Genomic DNA, 16372 nt, shown 5'->3' with positions numbered 1-16372 from the left:
GCCGGGTCATTCGCCGCCTTCGGCCCGGTCGCCCTTGGCGGTGTGGGCCTCGGGATGGGTCGCCTCGGACGAGGGCTCCGGCGGCGGCGACGCCTGCTCTGCCCCCTCGCCACCGGACCCCTCGCCCCCGGACTCGTCGCGGAACCACACGGTGCGCTGTGGGAACGGGATCTCGATCCCTTCGCGGTCGAAGGTGTCCTTGATGCGTCCCCGCAGCTCGCGCTGCAGGCCCCACTGCTCGCCCGGCTTGGTGGTGACCACCAGCCGGATGGCCACGCCGTCGGCACCGAGCGACTCGATCCCCCAGATCTCGGGGGGTTCGAGGATCAGCTCGGCCCAGGCGGGATCGCGCTGAACCTCGAGCGCGACCGTGAGGATGACCTCGCGGGCGAGGGTGAGGTCGGTGCCGTAGGCGACCTCGATGTCGAGCAGCGCCCGCGACCACTCCTGGGAGAGGTTGCCGACCCTGGCGATCCCACCGTTGGGAACGTGCCACACCGAACCGTCGAGCCCCCGGATCCTGGTGGTGCGCAATGTGACCCCCTCGACGACCCCGATCGCCTCCCCCACGTCGATCACGTCACCCACCCCGTACTGGTCCTCGATGAGCATGAAGATGCCGCTCAGGAAGTCCTTCACCAGGCTCTGCGCGCCGAAGCCGATCGCGACCCCAGCGACACCGGCACCGGCGATCAGTGGACCGAGGTTGATGTCCAGCTGCCCGAGGGCCATCAGCCCGGCGAAGACCCAGATGACAGCAGTGCTCAGACTGCGCAGCACGCTGTCGAGGGTCTCGGCCCGGGCGGCGGCGCGGAGGTCGACCTCGGTCGGAGGGGCGAACACCGAAGGGGTGAATCGGCTGAAGGCCCCGAGGCTGCGCACGTCGGGCTCGGCCAGGTGCTGGGTGAACCTTCGGATGGCCCGGCGCACCAACCGGTTGAGGATCCAGGCCACCACGAGGATGACCAGGATCTTGGCGGGGCGGGCCAGCAGGAAGTCGGCGGCGGTGGCCAGCGACGAGCTCTCGGTGTTCTCGAGCACCCAGCGGCACACCCAGCTGGGTTCCTCGCCACAGGCATCCACGACATCGGGTTCCACGACCTGGGTCAGCATCACGATCGACCACCCTAGCGACGGTCGTCCGACCCGCCGGAGACCCGCACCGCCGATGTTTGAGATCTTGTCTCATGACGTAGCCATAGGGGCACCAGTGGACACGACCAGACCGCGTACGACATCGCGGACCCGATCGTGCCAGGATGCGGACACCGCGAAGGAGGAGATGCCTGTGGCCAGCGAGGGGTATCACGAACCGATCGAGCGTCTACGAGCCGAGACGATGGACCACCACCGGGCGATCACCTCGCTCATGGAGGAGCTCGAGGCGGTCGACTGGTACGACCAGCGGGTCGACGCCACCGACGACGACGAGTTGCGGGCCATCCTCGCCCACAACCGCGACGAGGAGAAGGAGCATGCGGCGATGATCCTGGAGTGGCTGCGCCGCAACGACCCCACCTTCGACGAGCAGCTGCGCACCTACCTGTACTCCGAGGGACCGATCACCGAGGCCGAGGCCGAAGCCATGTCCGACGCCGAATCCCCTGAGCGCCCCTCCGCGACCGCCGCCGATTCGCTCGGGATGGGCAACCTGCGAGGAGAAGAGCTGCAATGAACCACCTGATGCGACACCTGGCACCGATCCCCGACCAGGCCTGGGACGCGATCACCGACGAAGCCGCCTCGGTGCTGCGGCAGTTCCTCGCTGCCCGAAAGCTGGTGGAGTTCTCCGGTCCCGAGGGCTGGGCGCACTCAGCCGAGGTCACGGGCCGCGTCGACCGACTGGCCGAGTCGCCGCACGAGAACGTCGACGCTGCCCTCCGGCAGCTGCAGCCCCTGGTCGAGGTCCGCACCGATCTCGAACTCGATCGCACCGAGCTCGACGCGGTCGAGCGGGGGGCTCCCGATCCCGACCTCGACCCGGTCGCGCAGGCGGCGCGCCGCCTGGCGCTGGCCGAGGACGCCGCGGTGTTCGACGGGTACCCCGCGGCCGGCATCGTCGGCATCGCCGAGGCATCGCCCCACGAGAGCATTCCCATCAGCTCCGACTACGAGGAGTACCCACACTCGGTCGCCAAGGCCGTCTCGCGACTCCGTCTCGACGGGGTCGAGGGCCCCTACGGCATCGCCCTGGGCCCCCGCTGCTACCAAGGCGTCATGGAGACCACCCAGCGGGGTGGCTATCCGGTGCTGCAGCACGTGCGTGAGATCCTCGGCGGTCCCGTCGTGTGGGCCCCATCGGTGAACGGCGCCATCGTCGTCAGCCTGCGGGGCGGCGACTTCGAGTTGGTCGTGGGCCAGGACACCTCGATCGGCTATCGGTCCCACACCGAGTCGACGGTGGCGCTCTACCTCGAGGAGAGCTTCACCTTCCGTGCCGTCGGACCCGAAGCCGGCATCGCCCTCCGCTACCACTGATCCCGATCAGGACCGCTCGCTCGCGGGGATCCTGACCCGAACTTCGCGCACCGCCACCCCGTCGACCGACACCACCTCGAAGGTGGAATCGGAGATCTGTACCCGGTCGCCGGGGCTCGGGACCCGTCCGAGCTCGGCGGTGAGGAATCCGGCAACGGTGTCCCACTGACCGTCGGGAAGACGGACCCCGGTGCTGGCCTCCAGCTCGTCGGGGCGCAGCGAACCGTCGAGCTCGTAGGTGCCATCGGCCCGTCGCTGCACCTTGGTCTCGTCGGTGTCCGACTCGTCCTCGAACTCGCCGATGAGCTCCTCGAGCACGTCCTCCATGGTGATCAGCCCGAGCACCACCCCGTGCTCGTCAACCACCAGGGCCAGGTGGCGTCGCTGGTCGCGCATGTGCAGGAAGAGCTCCTCGAGCGCGAGATGATCGGGCGTGACCATCACCGGCGCTGCCAGATCGCCGGCGACCGTCGCGTGGGGCACACCGTCGTGGGTGAGCAGGTCACGCACATGCACCACGCCGACAGGGTGGTCGAGGTCGCCGTCGTAGACCACGATGCGCGACCGCCCGGTGCGCACCGCCACCTGTTCCACCTCGACCAGTGGGGTCGCCCGATCGACCGCGACGACCGACGGACGTGGAGTCATGGCCGCGGTCGCGACCAGACCGGAGAGTTCGATCGAGCGGGACAGCAGCTCGTGCTCGTGATGCTCCAGCGAACCTTCGTCGGCCGCCTCGTTGAGCAACAAGATGAGATCGGCCGACGAGTGGGCCATGGCCAGCTCGTCCTGGGGTTGGACCCCTGCTGCCCGCACCACCAGGTTGGCCGAACGGTTGAGGAACCAGATCACCGGCCGGAACACCACCGCGAACGCCCGGAACGGTCGCGCCAAGGTCAACGCCGACTTCTCGGGGTGGGAGATGGCCCAGGACTTGGGGGCCATCTCCCCCACCACCATGTGGAGGAAGACCACGATCGTCAGCGCCACGATGAACGCGATGGCGTGGCTGGTGCCGGAGGGGAGATCGATGCCGAGACCAGCGATTCCGGACTCGATGAGCCGGGCCACCGCCGGCTCGGCGATGATGCCGAGCCCCAGCGAACACATGGTGATCCCGAGCTGGGCACCGGCGAGCATGAGCGAGAGCTCGCTGAGCCCGGCGCGAGCGTGACGCGCGCGGCGATCGCCCTCAGCTGCGAGCTGCTCGATGCGGGACCGGCGCGCCGCCAGCAGCGCGAACTCGGCGGCGACGAAGAACCCGTTGGCGCCCAGCAACCCGACAGCCGCAGCGATGGCCAGCGGCGTGCTCATGTCGTCTGGTCCTCCTCGTCGGGCACCGGACGCTCGTGCACCTGAAGCTCGACGGTGACCACCCGGCGGCGGTCCATCGCCACGATGCGCAGCTCGGTTCCGGAGACGTGCACCCGGTCACCGACGACCGGGATCCGACCCAGGCGGTCCATGATCAAGCCCGCGACGGTGTCATAGGGGCCCTCGGGGAGCACCAGATCGGTCTCGCGCCCGACCTCGTGGAGGCGCAGGTCGCCGGGGAGCAGCCATCGATCGTGCCCGAGGTCCACAATGGACTCTGGCGTATCGACATCGAACTCGTCCTCGATATCGCCCACCAGCTCCTCGAGCAGGTCCTCGATGGTGAGCACCCCGGCAGTGCCTCCGTGCTCGTCGACGACGATCGCGAGCGGGCTCGAGGACGATCGCAGCTCGGCGAGAACCCGGTGCAACCCCGCCGACTCGGGCACGGCGAGCACGGGGCGACTGAGGTCGCCCACCGATGCCACCGCTCGGCGATCCGCGGGCACGCCCAGCAGGTCCTTCGCGTGCACCATCCCGAGGACTTCCTCCCACTCGTCGACCACCGGGAACCGCATGTGCCTGGTCGTGGCCAAGAGGTGCTGCAGGTCGGCGCCTACGGCATCGACCGGGATCGACACCACCCGGTTCCACGGCACCATCACCTCACCGGCGTCACGCTCTCTGAAGTCGAGTGCTCGTCGCAGCAGCTCGGCCTGGGACCCGCTGAGCGAACCCGCCTCGGACGACGCGTCGACGATGTGTGGCAGCTCGTCAGGGTCGACGGTGCCGTTCACCTCCTCGACCGGCTCGATTCCGAGCACCCGGAGCAGTCGGTTCGCCGAACCGTCGAAGAGGGTGATGACGGGTCCGCCGAGGCGAAGGAACGCCAGCGTGCTGGGAGCGAGCCAGCGCGCCACCGGCTCCGGCTTGGCGATGGCCAGGTTCTTCGGAGCCAGCTCGCCGAAGACCATCTGGCTGGCTGTCGCCAGCACGAACCCGACCGACAGGGCGACGCCGGCCGCGGCGTTGTCGGGCACCCCGATCGTTCTCATCACCGGTTGCAGGGCACGCCCGAGGGTGGGCTCGGCGATGAAGCCGACAAGCAGCGAGGTCACGGTGATCCCGAGCTGCGCCCCCGACAGCATGAACGACAACCGCCCCACCACGTCGAGGGCTCGCCCCGACCGCTGGTCGCCGGTCTGGAACGCATCGGCGAGGCGGGTACGTCGGGCCGCGACGAAGCTGAACTCGGCCGCGACGAAATAGCCGTTGCCCGCGATCAGCGCAACGACGAGAAGCAGTCCGAGCGCGACCAGCCATGGCGGTGCAGAGGTGCCGACCTCGGCAGCCGCTGCCTGGTCCAGCGTGGCCAGACCGATCAATCGCCCTCCAGCGCAGGGGGACGGGTCAGGTGCACGCGGGCAACGGTAGCCGACCCGCGCCAGGTTCCCGGCAGAAGGACGAGTAGCGTCGAGTCGATGGACGAGGCCGCCCGTGACAGCGACCCGCATCTGGCCGAGTCCCTCGCCACGATCCCACCGCCCAGCCGCCGCAGCATCGCCGGCCGGGTGGCGCTCATCTCGCTGGCGGGACTCTCGCTCTACGTCTTTGCTCCGAGCCTGGTCGATGTGTACTCGTCCTGGGACGAGGTCGTCACCCTGCAGCCCCTGTGGCTCATCGCCATCCTCGGGTTCCAAGTCGCCAGCTTCTCGTGCATGTGGTTCCTCCAGCGCCTGGCCCTGCGCACCGACGCCTGGTTCGGCGTGATCACCTCGCAGCTCGCGGGCAACGCCTTCAGCCGGGTGGTGCCAGGGGGAGCTGCGGCCGGAGTCGCCATGCAGATGCGGATGCTGACCAGAGCCGGGATCCGGATCGCCACCGCCGCCTCGTCGCTCACCGCGGTGTCGCTGCTCACCACCGGCATCATCTTCGCCCTGCCCGTGCTCGCCCTGCCGGCCATGATCGCCGGGACCCCCGTTCGGGGGCCGCTGCTGACCGCCGTGCTGGTGGGGCTCGGCGCGTTCGTCCTCCTGGCGGCAGCCGGCATCTGGCTGCTCCAGTCCGACCGCCCCCTCGTCACCATCGGCCGTCTCGTCCAGGGCATCCGCAACCGGGTGCGCCGCCACGAGGAACCCACGACCGACCTGCCCGACCGGCTGGTGCACGAACGGGTGATGGTGCGCCAGACCCTCGGCGAGCGACGCACCGACGCGCTCCTGGCAGCGATCGGCCGCTCGATGTTCGACTACCTGTCCCTGCTGGCCGCGCTGGCCGCGGTGGGGGCTCGACCAAACCCGTCGCTGGTGCTGCTCGCCTTCGTCACCTCCCTGGTGCTCGGCATGATCCCCATCACCCCCGGTGGCCTGGGCTTCGTGGAAGCCGGGCTCACCGCCACCTTGACCCTGGCCGGCATCGGAGCCGCCGACGCCGTGGTCGCCACCGCCACCTACCGCTTCGCCGCCTTCTGGCTCCCGCTTCCGGCCGGACTGGTCGCCTACCTGGTGTTCCGGCTGCGGATCGGCCAACTCGTCACCTGACCGAGGGGCTCCGGTTCGATCGGCGACCGTGTCGGCTTCTACGATCTCGCAGGTCACCGAGCTCCAGGGGGAGTGCGCATGTCGTCAGTCAGCTGGGACGAAGCAGTTGAACAGGTCTGCGGGGAAGGTGCCCCCTTCCACTTCCACGAAGAGATCATCAACGGGGTACCGACCAAGGTCTTCGACACCGCCCCACCGGTGCTGCGAAACCTCTTCGATCTGGCCCGCGGGCGCGGCGACGAGCTCTACATCGTCTACGAGGACGAGCAGTACACCTTCGCCGAGGTGATGGCCCAGGTCGACGCCATCGGCGCGATGCTCGTCGACCGCTACGGCATCGCCAAGGGCGACCGGGTGGCGATCGCCATGCGCAACTACCCCGAGTGGATCACCTCGTTCGCCGCGATCACCTCGATCGGAGCGGTGGCCGTCCCGCTCAACGCCTGGTGGACCCCCGACGAGTTGCAGTTCGGACTCACCGACTCGGAAGCCAAGGTCCTCATCGCCGACCAGGAACGGGTCGAGCGACTGGTGCCGGTCCTCGGTGATCTCGACGTCGCCGTGGTGGGCGTCCGCCTTCCCGACGACGCACCGGAGGGCGTCGACCGGTTCGAGGAGGTGCTGCCCGTCGGGGCACCGCTGCCCGAGGTCGAGGTCGACACCGACGACGACGCCACGATCCTCTACACCTCGGGCACCACCGGCAATCCGAAGGGTGCCGTGTCCACCCATCGAGCCATCATCTCCGCCCTGCTGTCGTTCGCCTGCCGCGCCGCCATCAACCGGGCCCGCGGCGAGGGCCAAGCGGGATCCAAGGAGGCCGAGGGCCCCGCGTACCGGCCGTGTTCGATCCTGACCGTGCCGCTGTTCCACGTCACCGGCTGCGTTCCGGTCATGCTGGGCTCGTTCATCTCCGGCTCGAAACTGGTGATCATGTACAAGTGGGATCCGGAGCGAGCCCTACAGCTCGTCGAGCGTGAGCGGGTCACCCAGTTCGTGGGTGTGCCAACCATGTCGTGGGACATGCTCGAGCATCCCGACTTCGCCAAGTACGACACCTCGAGCCTGCAGGCGGTCGGCGGCGGCGGCGCCCCGGCACCGCCCGAGCTGGTCAAACGGATCGAGGGCAACTTCAGCCGGGGCCGGCCCACCATCGGCTACGGGATGACCGAGACCAACGCCTATGGGCCCGGCAACGCCGGTGACGACTACGTGAGCCACCCCACCAGCACCGGCAGGGTGGTCCCCGTCGTCGACCTCAAGGTCACCGATCCCGACGGCAACGATCTGCCCCCCGGCGAGGTCGGCGAGATCTGGTTCCGCGGCCCTCACCTCATCCGGGGCTACTGGAACCGTCCGCAGGAGACCGCCGAGACCATCGTCGACGGGTGGCTGCGCAGCGGCGACATCGGGCGCGTCGACGAGGAAGGTTTCGTCTACGTGGTCGACCGGGCCAAGGACATGGTCCTGCGCGGTGGCGAGAACGTCTACTGCGCCGAGGTCGAGGCGGCGATCTACGAGCATCCCGACGTGCACGAAGCGGCCGTGTTCGGGCTGCCCCACGAACGGCTGGGCGAAGAGGTCGCGGCCGCGATCATGCCCAAGCCCGGCCACACGATCGACCCCGACGAGCTCAAGGCCCACGTCGGTCAGCACCTGGCACCGTTCAAGGTCCCGAGCCAGATCTTCGTCCACGACGAGCCGCTGCCACGCAACGCCGCCGGCAAGATCCTCAAGCGCGAGCTGCGCGACAGCATCGTCGCCGGCGAAGGGTCCTGATCGCCGACCCGGTCGCCCACCGCCACCCCCGCGGGCGGCGGGGGACCTCCGGCGCTTGGCTGGTCAGGTAGCGTCGACGACACAGAGGGGGGAATCAGATGGGATCCATGGAAGGCAAGGTCGCTCTCGTCACCGGAGCGAGCCGGGGGATCGGCGAGGCCATCGCCCAGAGGTTCGCGGCCGAGGGCGCGGCGGTGGCGGTGTCGGCCCGCACGGTCGAGGACGGAGACCACGTGCTCCCGGGCAGCATTTCGGGCACGGTGGCGTCCATCGTCGACACCGGCGGCACCGCGGTCGCGATCGCAGCCGACCTCTCCAAGCAGGAGGACCGGTCCCGACTGGTGGCCGAGACCGAACGCCAGCTCGGCCCGGTCGACATCCTGGTGAACAACGCGGCGATCACCTACTTCGAACCGGTGGTCGACTTCGACGAGGGCCACTGGCGGCTGATGTTCGAGGTGCAGGTGCGAGCACCGTTCGAACTGGCCCAAGCCGTGCTGCCGGGCATGCGTGAGCGCGGGACAGGGTGGATCCTCAACATCTCATCCGGGGCGGGGCGTCATCCCGTCGGCCCGCCCTACACGGGGGGCACCGGGGGAACGGTCTATGGCATGTGCAAGGCAGCGCTCGAACGCTTCACCACCGGCCTGGCCGCCGAGGTCTACTCCGAGGGCATCGCGGTCAACGTGGTGTCGCCATCGGGTCTGGTGGTCACCCCGGGTGTGGTGCACCACAAGTTGCACGAACGCGTTCCCGAGTCGGGCCACGAGCCGGTGTCCTACATGGCCGAGGCGGCTCACGCGTTGTGCACGGGCGACCCCGGCACCGTCACCGGCAACGTGACCTATGCCCGTCCGATCCTCGAGGAGCTCGGGGTGCCACGGCCGGAGTGATCCGGGTAGGCGACCGGGGTAGGTAGGGTCTGAACGGCGGCCGACTGCTGTACCAACCTCGCGGCCGACCAGGAAGGACCCGATGCAACTCAGCACCCGTCGTCGCGTGGCGGCGCTGGTCACCCTCGCCGCCGTGCTCGCAGGGGCGTGCAGCGACGATGCCGGAACCGACACCCCGACGACGCCCACCGGAAACGAACCGCTCCTGGCCACCGTCGATCCCGATCGCTGCGAGGCGAACCGGGCCGCCGGCGAGATCGTCTTCTCGACCGGGTTCGACTTCGGTGCTGCGGTATCGATCCTCGACGTGACGGTGGCCGACGCCGAGGGGTACTACCGCGACCTGTGCCTCGACGTGACCGTGCAGCCGGGCTTCTCGGTGTCCAACATCGGGCTGCTGTCGGCCAACCAGGTGCAGCTCGCAGGTGTTGGCTCGTTCAGCGAGGTGGCCGTGGCCAACGCATCCGACGCCGGGATCATCGCGGTGATCGTGTTCGGCAAGACCTCGATCGAGGCGCTGCTCGTGGAAGCCGCATCCGACATCACCGAGCTGAGCGACCTGCCGTCGGCGCCGATGGGGGTCAAGGGTGGGATCCCCTACGCGGTGCGGGCGATGCTGGCCGAGGAGGGCGTCGACGAGGACGACCTCACCCTGATCGAGGTCGACTTCAACCCCGTGCTGCTCTTCGAGACCGAGATCGAGTCGCTGCCGGTCTACAAGTCGAACGAGCCCCGCCAGCTCGACGATCAGGGCTATGAGTACCGCGTGTTCGATCCCGCGGACCACGAGGTGCCCGCCACGTTCGGGGCAATCGCCGCCAATCGGGAGTTCGCCGAGGACCACCCCACCGCCACCGCCGACTTCGTGCGGGCCACGGTGCGCGGCTTCTGGCACGGCGTCGACGACCCCGAAGCCGCCGTGGCGACCTCGCTCGAGCGCTCGGACCCCGACCTGTTCTTCTCCCCCGAGTCCGAGCAGTTCCGGTGGAGCACCGAGCGCGACCTGGTGTTGGCCTCGACACCCGAGGGCGAACCGGTGGGCGCCATGACCCTCGAGCGGCTCTCGGCCGAGGTGGCGAACCTGGAACGGCTCGGGGTGCTCGAACCAGGCGAGGTCGATGTCGCCCAGTCGTTCGACAACTCGTTCATCGCCGAGGTCCACGACGGAGCCGACCTCATCTGGCCCGGCGGATGAACCCACGCGACTGAACCCACCCGCACCAACCGACGCGCGGCGAGGGCCGGCCTGGTGAGGCCGGCCCTCGCCGGGTTCGGGGATGGCTCGCCGATCAGGTGTTCTTGGGCAGGTCCTTGAACGGCTTGACCTTGTCGTCGTTCGGCTCCTTGGGCAGGCCGAGCACCCGCTCGCCGATGATGTTGCGCTGGATCTGGTCGGTGCCGCCGTAGATGGGAGGACCCTGGGCGAACAGCGCCGACTCGGTGATGAAGGACTGGAACGGATCGCCCGTGGCGTCGTCGAGCACCTTCTTCGCCTCGGGGTCGTAGGCGTGCAAGGTGCCGTGCATCCCGAGCACCGCCATGCCGACGTCGCGCTGGGTCCGGACCATGTCGCTCATGCTGAGCTTGGAGATGTTGCCCAGGCCCGGCACGTCCTTGCCGACGGCGCGGCCCGCCTTGGCCCGCAGGTTGTTGAACCGGGCGATCTCGTTGAGGACGTGGAGCTGCACGAGGCCCTGGCGGATGTTGGGGTCGGTGTGCTTGCCCTTGGCCTTGGCCATGTCGATGTACATGTTGCCGCGCGAGCCGCGACCCCCACCGCCCCCGCTGTCGGTTCCGGGGACGGAGGCACGACGCCCCCGACCCTCGCTCACGAAGTCGCCGGCGCGCTTGTCGAGGTCGCCGGCGATGGTTCCGGGGGTTGCGGCACCACCGGCTCCGCCGCCACCGCCCGCGCCGAGCCCTGCCCGCTCGAACATCAAGGTGGTGTTGGCCACCGCCCACCCGTTGTTGAGGTCGCCGATGCGGGCCGAGTCCGCGACCCGGGCCTCGGACATGAACACCTCGTTGAACATGGCCCGGCCGGTCATCTCCTTGAGCGGCCGCACCTCGATGGAGTCCTGGTGCATGTCGATGCCGAAGTAGCTGATGCCCTGGTGCTTGGGGACGTCCCAGTTGGTGCGGGCGATCAGCATGCCGAGGTCGGCGATCTGGCCACCGGAGGTCCACACCTTCTGGCCGCTGACGATCCACTCGTCGCCGTCCTGTTCGGCCCGGGTGGTGACGCCCGCCAGGTCCGAGCCCGCACCTGGCTCGCTGAAGAGCTGGCACCAGGCCTTCTGACCAGTGACGATCGGCAGGACGAGCTCCTCGATCTGCTCGGGCGTGCCGTGGGTGGCGATGGTCGGCGCAGCGAGCAACAGACCCAATCCGCCCGGCGCGCCGAGGGCGCCGAAGGCGCCGATGGCCTGCTGGACCCGCACGGTGTCGCCGCGAGTCAGACCCTTGCCGTAGGCGTGCTCGGGGAGGCTCGGCGCGGCCCACCCCGCGGAGCCCAGGCGTTCCCACCACTCGGCCACGGTGAGGTCAGGATCCCAGTTCTCCTCGAGCCAGGCGTTGACCTCATCGACCGGGTCATCGGTTCCCTGGCCGCGGTCTGCAACATCGGTCATCTCGGTTTCCCCCTATCGGGTGCGCGGAGCAGCCGCTCCACACTGCGCTGTTGGACAGATTGTTCACTACGGGGCTGCCTCTTCTCAAGACGGGGGGCGGTGGCTCCTGTCACGTACCGGTGACCGGAGCGAACACCGACCACCCGTTGCGCCCCTTGTTCTTGACCTCGTACATGGCCTGGTCGGCCCGGGTCACCAGCTCGTCGTAGCCGCTGGATCGTCCCGGTGCCGAGGTGATGGCGATGCTGACCGACACCCGCACCGATCGACCGGCGACCTCCACCGGTTCGTTCAGCGCCCCGATGATCTTGGCCGGCGGAGCAGGGCATCTCCGGCGGCATGGCCGAGCTCGTCGTTGATCGCCTTGAACCGATCGAGGTCCACGAACAGCAGCGTGATCCACCGCTCGACCTGTTCGGCCATCGCCAGCGCATGCTCGATCCGGTCCTCGATCAGGGCCCGGTTGGCGAGGCCGGTGAGGGGGTCGTGCAGCGCCTGGTGGCGGATCCGTTCGAGCAGGTGGCTGTTGTCGAGGGCGGTGGCGGCGTGATCGGCGAGCCCGCCGAGCCGGTGCAGGATGGTCTCGACGTCGAGCGGCGCGTACTCGTCGGTGCAGGCGGCCAGCACGAGGCCGGCAACCTCGCCCCGGATGACGATCGGCGCTCCGCCCACGCAAGCCGCACCGGTCACCCGCAGCAGCGAACGAAGCAACCCGTCGGTGTCGTCGGTGCGGACGAACGCCGGACTGTGGTCGTCGACGACCCCTCTGGCGAGGGGAACATCATCGAGCTCGACGGTGTCGAACCCGAGCTGCTCGACCGGGTGCGGCCAGGATCCGACGAACTCGAGGGTGCGTTGATCGGGATCGAACATCATGACCGCCGCCAGGTTGCTCCTGACCACGCTCGGTACCGCTTCGGCGATCCGCTGGGCGATCTCGCGGGTGCCGGCGACCTCGGCCAGGTGCCGCGCCAGACCGAGTAGGGCTTCGGCGGTGTCGCGCTCGGCCCGCGCCTCGTCGAGCGCGGCGGCCGCCTCGATGGCGGCGGTCGCGTGGCTCGCATAGGCGTTGAGCATCCTCGTCTCCTGCCGGGAGAGGTCGGACCCGGGTTGGGCGAGCACCGCGAGGTGACCGTAGCGGCGGCGCGGCGACTCGATCGGGGCGACACCATGGTGTTGCCGCGGCGACGGTTGCGCTGGACGGTCTCGACGTCCTGGTCGACCTCCTCGTCCCAGGTGACCCGGAACTCGCAGTAGGGGTCGCCCCGGGTGACACAACGTGGCTCGACGACGGTGCCCACGGCGCCGAACAACGACGGCACCTGCGCCCAGTTCCCCGCCGAGATCCCGCACGCGAAGCGCGAAGATCTGGCAGCGGTGTTCCGGACCACCATGTGGTTCGATCCTTCGTCGGTGATCACGAACGAAGGCTGGGTACGGGTACGGCTACCGAGGTTGATCGACAATCGCAGCGCCTCGAGGACGTTCCCCGATGCGTGGAGGAAGCTGAGCAACTCCGGTGTCGAGCGCAGCATCTCCTCGCCGGTGCGCCGGCCCAGCTCGGGATCGCCGCACCTGCGCTCGGCCAGCTCGATGAACGGGACGACATCACGGGCCAGGTACCAGTTGGTGGCGGAGCCGTCGGGGTCGACGTCGATGCCGGCTTCGGCCGCCATGCGGTCGAGCTCCTGCGGCCCGAAGCATCGGCAGAGATAGGACGCGAGCGAGCGCACGATCGCACCGCTCACCCTCACTCCACGCTGTGGCTCTGTACCGCCCATGGTGTACCGCTCATCGTGATCACCGCTGGGAAGCGCTCCTGGTGACAACAGCCAGGGCCCCACGGTCCTCACCCATCCGGTCGGCCGTGACCGAGGTCGCATGAGGCTTTCCCGAAGGGGCAACGCAGGCCCCGTTCGCTGTCCGCCTTCGATCCCGCTACCGTGCCCGACCAGCATCTGGCACGAGGCACCGGGGGACGCGATGCACCAGCTCGAAGGACGAATCGCGGTCGTGAGCGGCGCGGCGAGCGGCATCGGTCGTGCGCTGGCCACCCGGTTCGCCACCGAGGGCATGAGGGTGGTGCTCGCCGACATCGAGGCGGGAGCGCTCGACGAGGCGGCCGGCGAGGCGTCCGAGCGGGGAGCCGAAGTGCTCGCGGTACCCACCGACGTGGCGTCACGTCGATCGGTCGATGCCCTCGCCGCCGCCACGATCGATCGGTTCGGTGTCCCCCATGTCGTCTGCAACAACGCTGGGGTCTCGGGCACCTTCGGCCCGCTGTGGGAGACGACCGACAACGACTGGGACTGGGTGCTCGGGGTCAACCTCAAGGGCGTGGTGCACGGGATCCAGGCCTTCGTGCCGGCGATGATCGAGGCTGGCCACGAGGGGCACGTGGTGAACACCTCCTCGGTGCTCGGCCTCTCCACCGGAGCAGGATCGATCTACGCGGTCACCAAGCACGCCGTCACCCGCCTCACCGAGGGCCTGTGGCACGACCTGCGCTCGGCCGGCAGCTCGATCTCCGCGTCGGTCCTGTGCCCCGGACTCATCGCCACCAGGATCGTCACCGCCGGGCGCAACCGGCCCGATCACCTCCGCAACGAGTTGAACGAGGCCGAGGTGTCCGAGATCGACCAGCGAATGCGGGCCGCCGAGCAGTTCTTCCTCGAGAGCGGGATGCCGCCGGCCGAAGTGGCCGCAATGGTCGTCGAGGCCATCGGCGAGGACCGCTTCTACATCCTCACCCATCCCGAGATGATCCTGGATCAGGTTCGGACCCGAATGGAAGCGATTCTCGAGGGGGCGCCTCCCCCGCCGGAGGACCCCGGCGACACCCTATTGAGCCGCGCGCTGCGCGAGCGGGGCTGACCGCCGAGCACGATAGCGGCCGTGGCACACTGGTGACCACCAGCGAGCCGGGGGGAGACGATGGCCGAGCAGAACCAGGCCGAGGGCCGGGTGCAGATCGAGTCCGACGTGGTGTTCGGCACCGGCGGCGGGCGTGACCTGCGGTGCGACATCTACACACCACCCAACGAGCCCTCGAACGCGCCGGGGGTGATCCTGGTGCACGGCGGCGCCTGGCGCCAGGGCGACCGCACGCAGCTGCGCGGCTACGGCATCCTGCTCGGTCGCATGGGGTATGTGTGCATCGCCCCTGAATACCGGCTCACCCCCGAATCGCCGTGGCCGGCCCAGATCCACGACGTGAAGGCAGCCATCCGCTGGGTGCGAGCCAACGCCGAGCGCCTCGGCATCGATCCCGACCGGATCGCCATCGAAGGCAACTCGGCGGGTGCCCACCTGGCACTGCTGGCCGCGGGCACACCTGGGGTCGACGAGCTCGAGGGCGAGGGTGGCACCCCTGGGGTGAGCACCGAGGTCGCCGCCGCGGTGGGGATCTACACCCCCACCTTGTTCTCCCACGGACCCCGTGAACCCGGAGCGGTGCCGCTGATGGCGCTGAGCGACGCCGACGATGCCGAGGTGGCGCGCCGAGCCAGCCCGGTCACCCACATCACCGCCGACTTCCCACCGACGATGCTCATCCACGGGACCGACGACACCACCGTGCCGCCGCGGGCGAGTCTGTTGATGTACGAGGCGTTGGTCGACGCCGGGGTACCCGTCGAGCTCCACATGTACGCCGAGCAGCAGCATGCGTTCGACGCGACCCCGGCCTTCGGCCGTCAGTGCGCGGCCGAGATGGAGCTGTTCCTCTCCCGCTACCTCGCCGTGCGGGCCAGCGCGTGACGACGAGCGCTCGGTCGATCCGGCACCCGCCATGAACACCGATCCCACCCTGCTGGGAGCTTTCGTCGAGGTTGCCAGGACCTCCAGCTTCGGACGCGCCGCAGAGGCGCTGCACCTCGATCCGTCCTCGGTGAGCCGCCAGATCGCCCAGCTCGAACGCCGGCTCGGGGTGCGTCTCTTCGAGCGCACCACCCGTCAGGTGTGGCTCACCGACGCCGGCGCGGCGTTGCTGCCCGATGCCGAGGCGGTGATGGACGCCCTCGACTCCTTCGCCCGGTCGGCCTCAGCGGTCGACCGCGCGAACCGGGGCGAGGTGGTGGTCGGGTTCCAGGCCCATGCGATCAACTCGGAGGTGCTCGGCTGGATCTCCGACGCCGCCGAAGGCGACGACGACCACGACTCGGTGGCCGTGCGGCTGCACGAGGGAAGCTTCGCGGATCCCTCCACCGGACTCCGCGATCGCAGCACCGACCTGTCCATCGTCTTCCTGCCCTTCGACGACACCGGAATCGAGTCGGCACCGCTGTTCGATCTGCCGTGGCTCATGTTCCTGCCCACCGGCCATCCCATGGCCGACCGTCCCGCGGTCGCGCTCGACTCGCTGTTCGACGAACCGTGGATCCCCCCGGCCACCGATGACCAGGTGTTTCGCCACTACTGGCAGGCCATGGACCTGAGGGGTGACCGGCCGCTGCCCGGGGCTCCGGACTGTGCGACGCCGGAGGCCGGGTTGGCGCTGATCGCCACTGGGCGGGCCATCGGCTCCGGGGCCAGTGCTCGGACACCGCTGCACCTCGACGGGGTGGTCGCGGTCCCGGTGAGCGATGACCGCCGCACTACCGTGGCCCTCGCCTGGCGCTCCGGCCCGCTGGCGCGACCGGTCGCCCGGCTCCGCGACCTGTTGTTGGACCGGGCCCGACACGCGCCGAAGCCGTTCCCACCAGCCTGAGCCCCTACGCGACGGAGCCGCCGGCGCGAA

The 16372-nt window shown here is 69.5% G+C and carries 15 protein-coding genes; 9 read left to right on the top strand and 6 right to left on the bottom strand.

The window, feature by feature from the left end:
* Positions 1–6: 6 nt before the first annotated feature.
* Positions 7–1113, bottom strand: coding sequence for a mechanosensitive ion channel family protein (locus U5K29_07420; protein MDZ7678366.1), 1107 nt, complete (start codon positions 1111–1113; stop codon positions 7–9).
* Between the two features lie 169 nt (positions 1114–1282).
* Here U5K29_07420 and U5K29_07415 point away from each other — a divergent pair, with 169 nt between their 5' ends.
* Positions 1283–1675, top strand: coding sequence for a ferritin-like domain-containing protein (locus tag U5K29_07415; GenBank protein ID MDZ7678365.1), 393 nt, complete (start codon positions 1283–1285; stop codon positions 1673–1675).
* Positions 1672–2478 carry a family 1 encapsulin nanocompartment shell protein gene (locus U5K29_07410; protein MDZ7678364.1) on the top strand — a complete coding sequence of 269 codons (807 nt, stop codon included), beginning with the start codon at positions 1672–1674 and terminating at the stop codon, positions 2476–2478. Before U5K29_07415 ends, U5K29_07410 begins: the two co-directional genes overlap by 4 nt.
* Before the next feature lie 6 nt (positions 2479–2484).
* Here U5K29_07410 and U5K29_07405 read toward each other — a convergent pair whose 3' ends face one another.
* Together U5K29_07405 and U5K29_07400 are read right to left on the bottom strand one after the other, a co-directional pair.
* Positions 2485–3792, bottom strand: a complete 1308-nt coding sequence (locus tag U5K29_07405; protein ID MDZ7678363.1) for a hemolysin family protein — start codon at positions 3790–3792, stop codon at positions 2485–2487.
* Positions 3789–5177 carry a hemolysin family protein gene (locus tag U5K29_07400; GenBank protein ID MDZ7678362.1) on the bottom strand — a complete coding sequence of 463 codons (1389 nt, stop codon included), beginning with the start codon at positions 5175–5177 and terminating at the stop codon, positions 3789–3791. The genes U5K29_07405 and U5K29_07400 overlap by 4 nt, the downstream gene beginning before the upstream one ends.
* A 96-nt stretch (positions 5178–5273) precedes the next feature.
* On the opposite strand from U5K29_07400, the gene U5K29_07395 reads away from it, so the two are divergent.
* From U5K29_07395 to U5K29_07380, 4 genes are all read left to right on the top strand, one after another.
* On the top strand, positions 5274–6332 hold the full coding sequence (locus U5K29_07395; protein ID MDZ7678361.1) for a YbhN family protein: 1059 nt from the start codon (positions 5274–5276) through the stop codon (positions 6330–6332).
* Positions 6333–6410: 78 nt separating this feature from the next.
* Positions 6411–8111, top strand: a complete 1701-nt coding sequence (locus tag U5K29_07390; GenBank protein ID MDZ7678360.1) for a class I adenylate-forming enzyme family protein — start codon at positions 6411–6413, stop codon at positions 8109–8111.
* A 98-nt stretch (positions 8112–8209) separates the two neighbouring features.
* Positions 8210–9004, top strand: coding sequence for an SDR family NAD(P)-dependent oxidoreductase (locus U5K29_07385; GenBank protein MDZ7678359.1), 795 nt, complete (start codon positions 8210–8212; stop codon positions 9002–9004).
* Positions 9005–9086: 82 nt separating this feature from the next.
* Positions 9087–10199: an ABC transporter substrate-binding protein gene (locus U5K29_07380; protein ID MDZ7678358.1), complete on the top strand. Its 1113-nt coding sequence runs from the start codon at positions 9087–9089 to the stop codon at positions 10197–10199.
* Between the two features lie 94 nt (positions 10200–10293).
* Here the strand turns inward: U5K29_07380 and U5K29_07375 are convergent, their stop codons facing one another.
* The 3 genes from U5K29_07375 to U5K29_07365 all read right to left on the bottom strand — a co-directional run bounded on the left by U5K29_07375 (position 10294) and on the right by U5K29_07365 (position 12756).
* Positions 10294–11634, bottom strand: coding sequence for an acyl-CoA dehydrogenase family protein (locus tag U5K29_07375; protein ID MDZ7678357.1), 1341 nt, complete (start codon positions 11632–11634; stop codon positions 10294–10296).
* 109 nt (positions 11635–11743) lie between these two features.
* On the bottom strand, positions 11744–11917 hold the full coding sequence (locus tag U5K29_07370; GenBank protein ID MDZ7678356.1) for a diguanylate cyclase: 174 nt from the start codon (positions 11915–11917) through the stop codon (positions 11744–11746).
* An 8-nt stretch (positions 11918–11925) separates the two neighbouring features.
* Complete coding sequence (locus U5K29_07365) at positions 11926–12756, bottom strand: diguanylate cyclase (GenBank protein ID MDZ7678355.1); 831 nt, start codon at positions 12754–12756, stop codon at positions 11926–11928.
* Positions 12757–13515: 759 nt separating this feature from the next.
* Between U5K29_07365 and U5K29_07360 the strand changes: the two genes are divergently transcribed.
* From U5K29_07360 to U5K29_07350, 3 genes are read left to right on the top strand one after another with little or no spacing between them, the layout of a single operon-like run.
* Entirely contained in the window at positions 13516–14508 is a 993-nt protein-coding gene (locus tag U5K29_07360; GenBank protein MDZ7678354.1) for an SDR family NAD(P)-dependent oxidoreductase, read from the top strand.
* 60 nt (positions 14509–14568) lie between these two features.
* Positions 14569–15393, top strand: coding sequence for an alpha/beta hydrolase (locus U5K29_07355; protein MDZ7678353.1), 825 nt, complete (start codon positions 14569–14571; stop codon positions 15391–15393).
* Between the two features lie 31 nt (positions 15394–15424).
* Positions 15425–16342, top strand: coding sequence for a LysR family transcriptional regulator (locus U5K29_07350; GenBank protein MDZ7678352.1), 918 nt, complete (start codon positions 15425–15427; stop codon positions 16340–16342).
* Positions 16343–16372 lie beyond the last annotated feature (30 nt).

The sequence above is a fragment of the Acidimicrobiales bacterium genome, from assembly GCA_034521975.1.
Lineage (GTDB): Bacteria > Actinomycetota > Acidimicrobiia > Acidimicrobiales > SKKL01 > SKKL01.
The sequence above is the reverse complement of the archived record's forward strand: the minus strand, read 5'-3'. Positions and strand labels throughout refer to the sequence as shown.

Coding starts and splice junctions, on each gene's coding strand:
- U5K29_07385 (MDZ7678359.1), top strand. CDS start 8,210: ATGGGATCCATGGAAGGCAAGGTCGCTCTCGTCACCGGAGCGAGCCGG.
- U5K29_07375 (MDZ7678357.1), bottom strand. CDS start 11,634: ATGACCGATGTTGCAGACCGCGGCCAGGGAACCGATGACCCGGTCGAT.
- U5K29_07420 (MDZ7678366.1), bottom strand. CDS start 1,113: ATGCTGACCCAGGTCGTGGAACCCGATGTCGTGGATGCCTGTGGCGAG.
- U5K29_07395 (MDZ7678361.1), top strand. CDS start 5,274: ATGGACGAGGCCGCCCGTGACAGCGACCCGCATCTGGCCGAGTCCCTC.
- U5K29_07380 (MDZ7678358.1), top strand. CDS start 9,087: ATGCAACTCAGCACCCGTCGTCGCGTGGCGGCGCTGGTCACCCTCGCC.
- U5K29_07415 (MDZ7678365.1), top strand. CDS start 1,283: ATGCCTGTGGCCAGCGAGGGGTATCACGAACCGATCGAGCGTCTACGA.
- U5K29_07390 (MDZ7678360.1), top strand. CDS start 6,411: ATGTCGTCAGTCAGCTGGGACGAAGCAGTTGAACAGGTCTGCGGGGAA.
- U5K29_07360 (MDZ7678354.1), top strand. CDS start 13,516: ATGAGGCTTTCCCGAAGGGGCAACGCAGGCCCCGTTCGCTGTCCGCCT.
- U5K29_07410 (MDZ7678364.1), top strand. CDS start 1,672: ATGAACCACCTGATGCGACACCTGGCACCGATCCCCGACCAGGCCTGG.
- U5K29_07350 (MDZ7678352.1), top strand. CDS start 15,425: ATGAACACCGATCCCACCCTGCTGGGAGCTTTCGTCGAGGTTGCCAGG.
- U5K29_07405 (MDZ7678363.1), bottom strand. CDS start 3,792: ATGAGCACGCCGCTGGCCATCGCTGCGGCTGTCGGGTTGCTGGGCGCC.
- U5K29_07355 (MDZ7678353.1), top strand. CDS start 14,569: ATGGCCGAGCAGAACCAGGCCGAGGGCCGGGTGCAGATCGAGTCCGAC.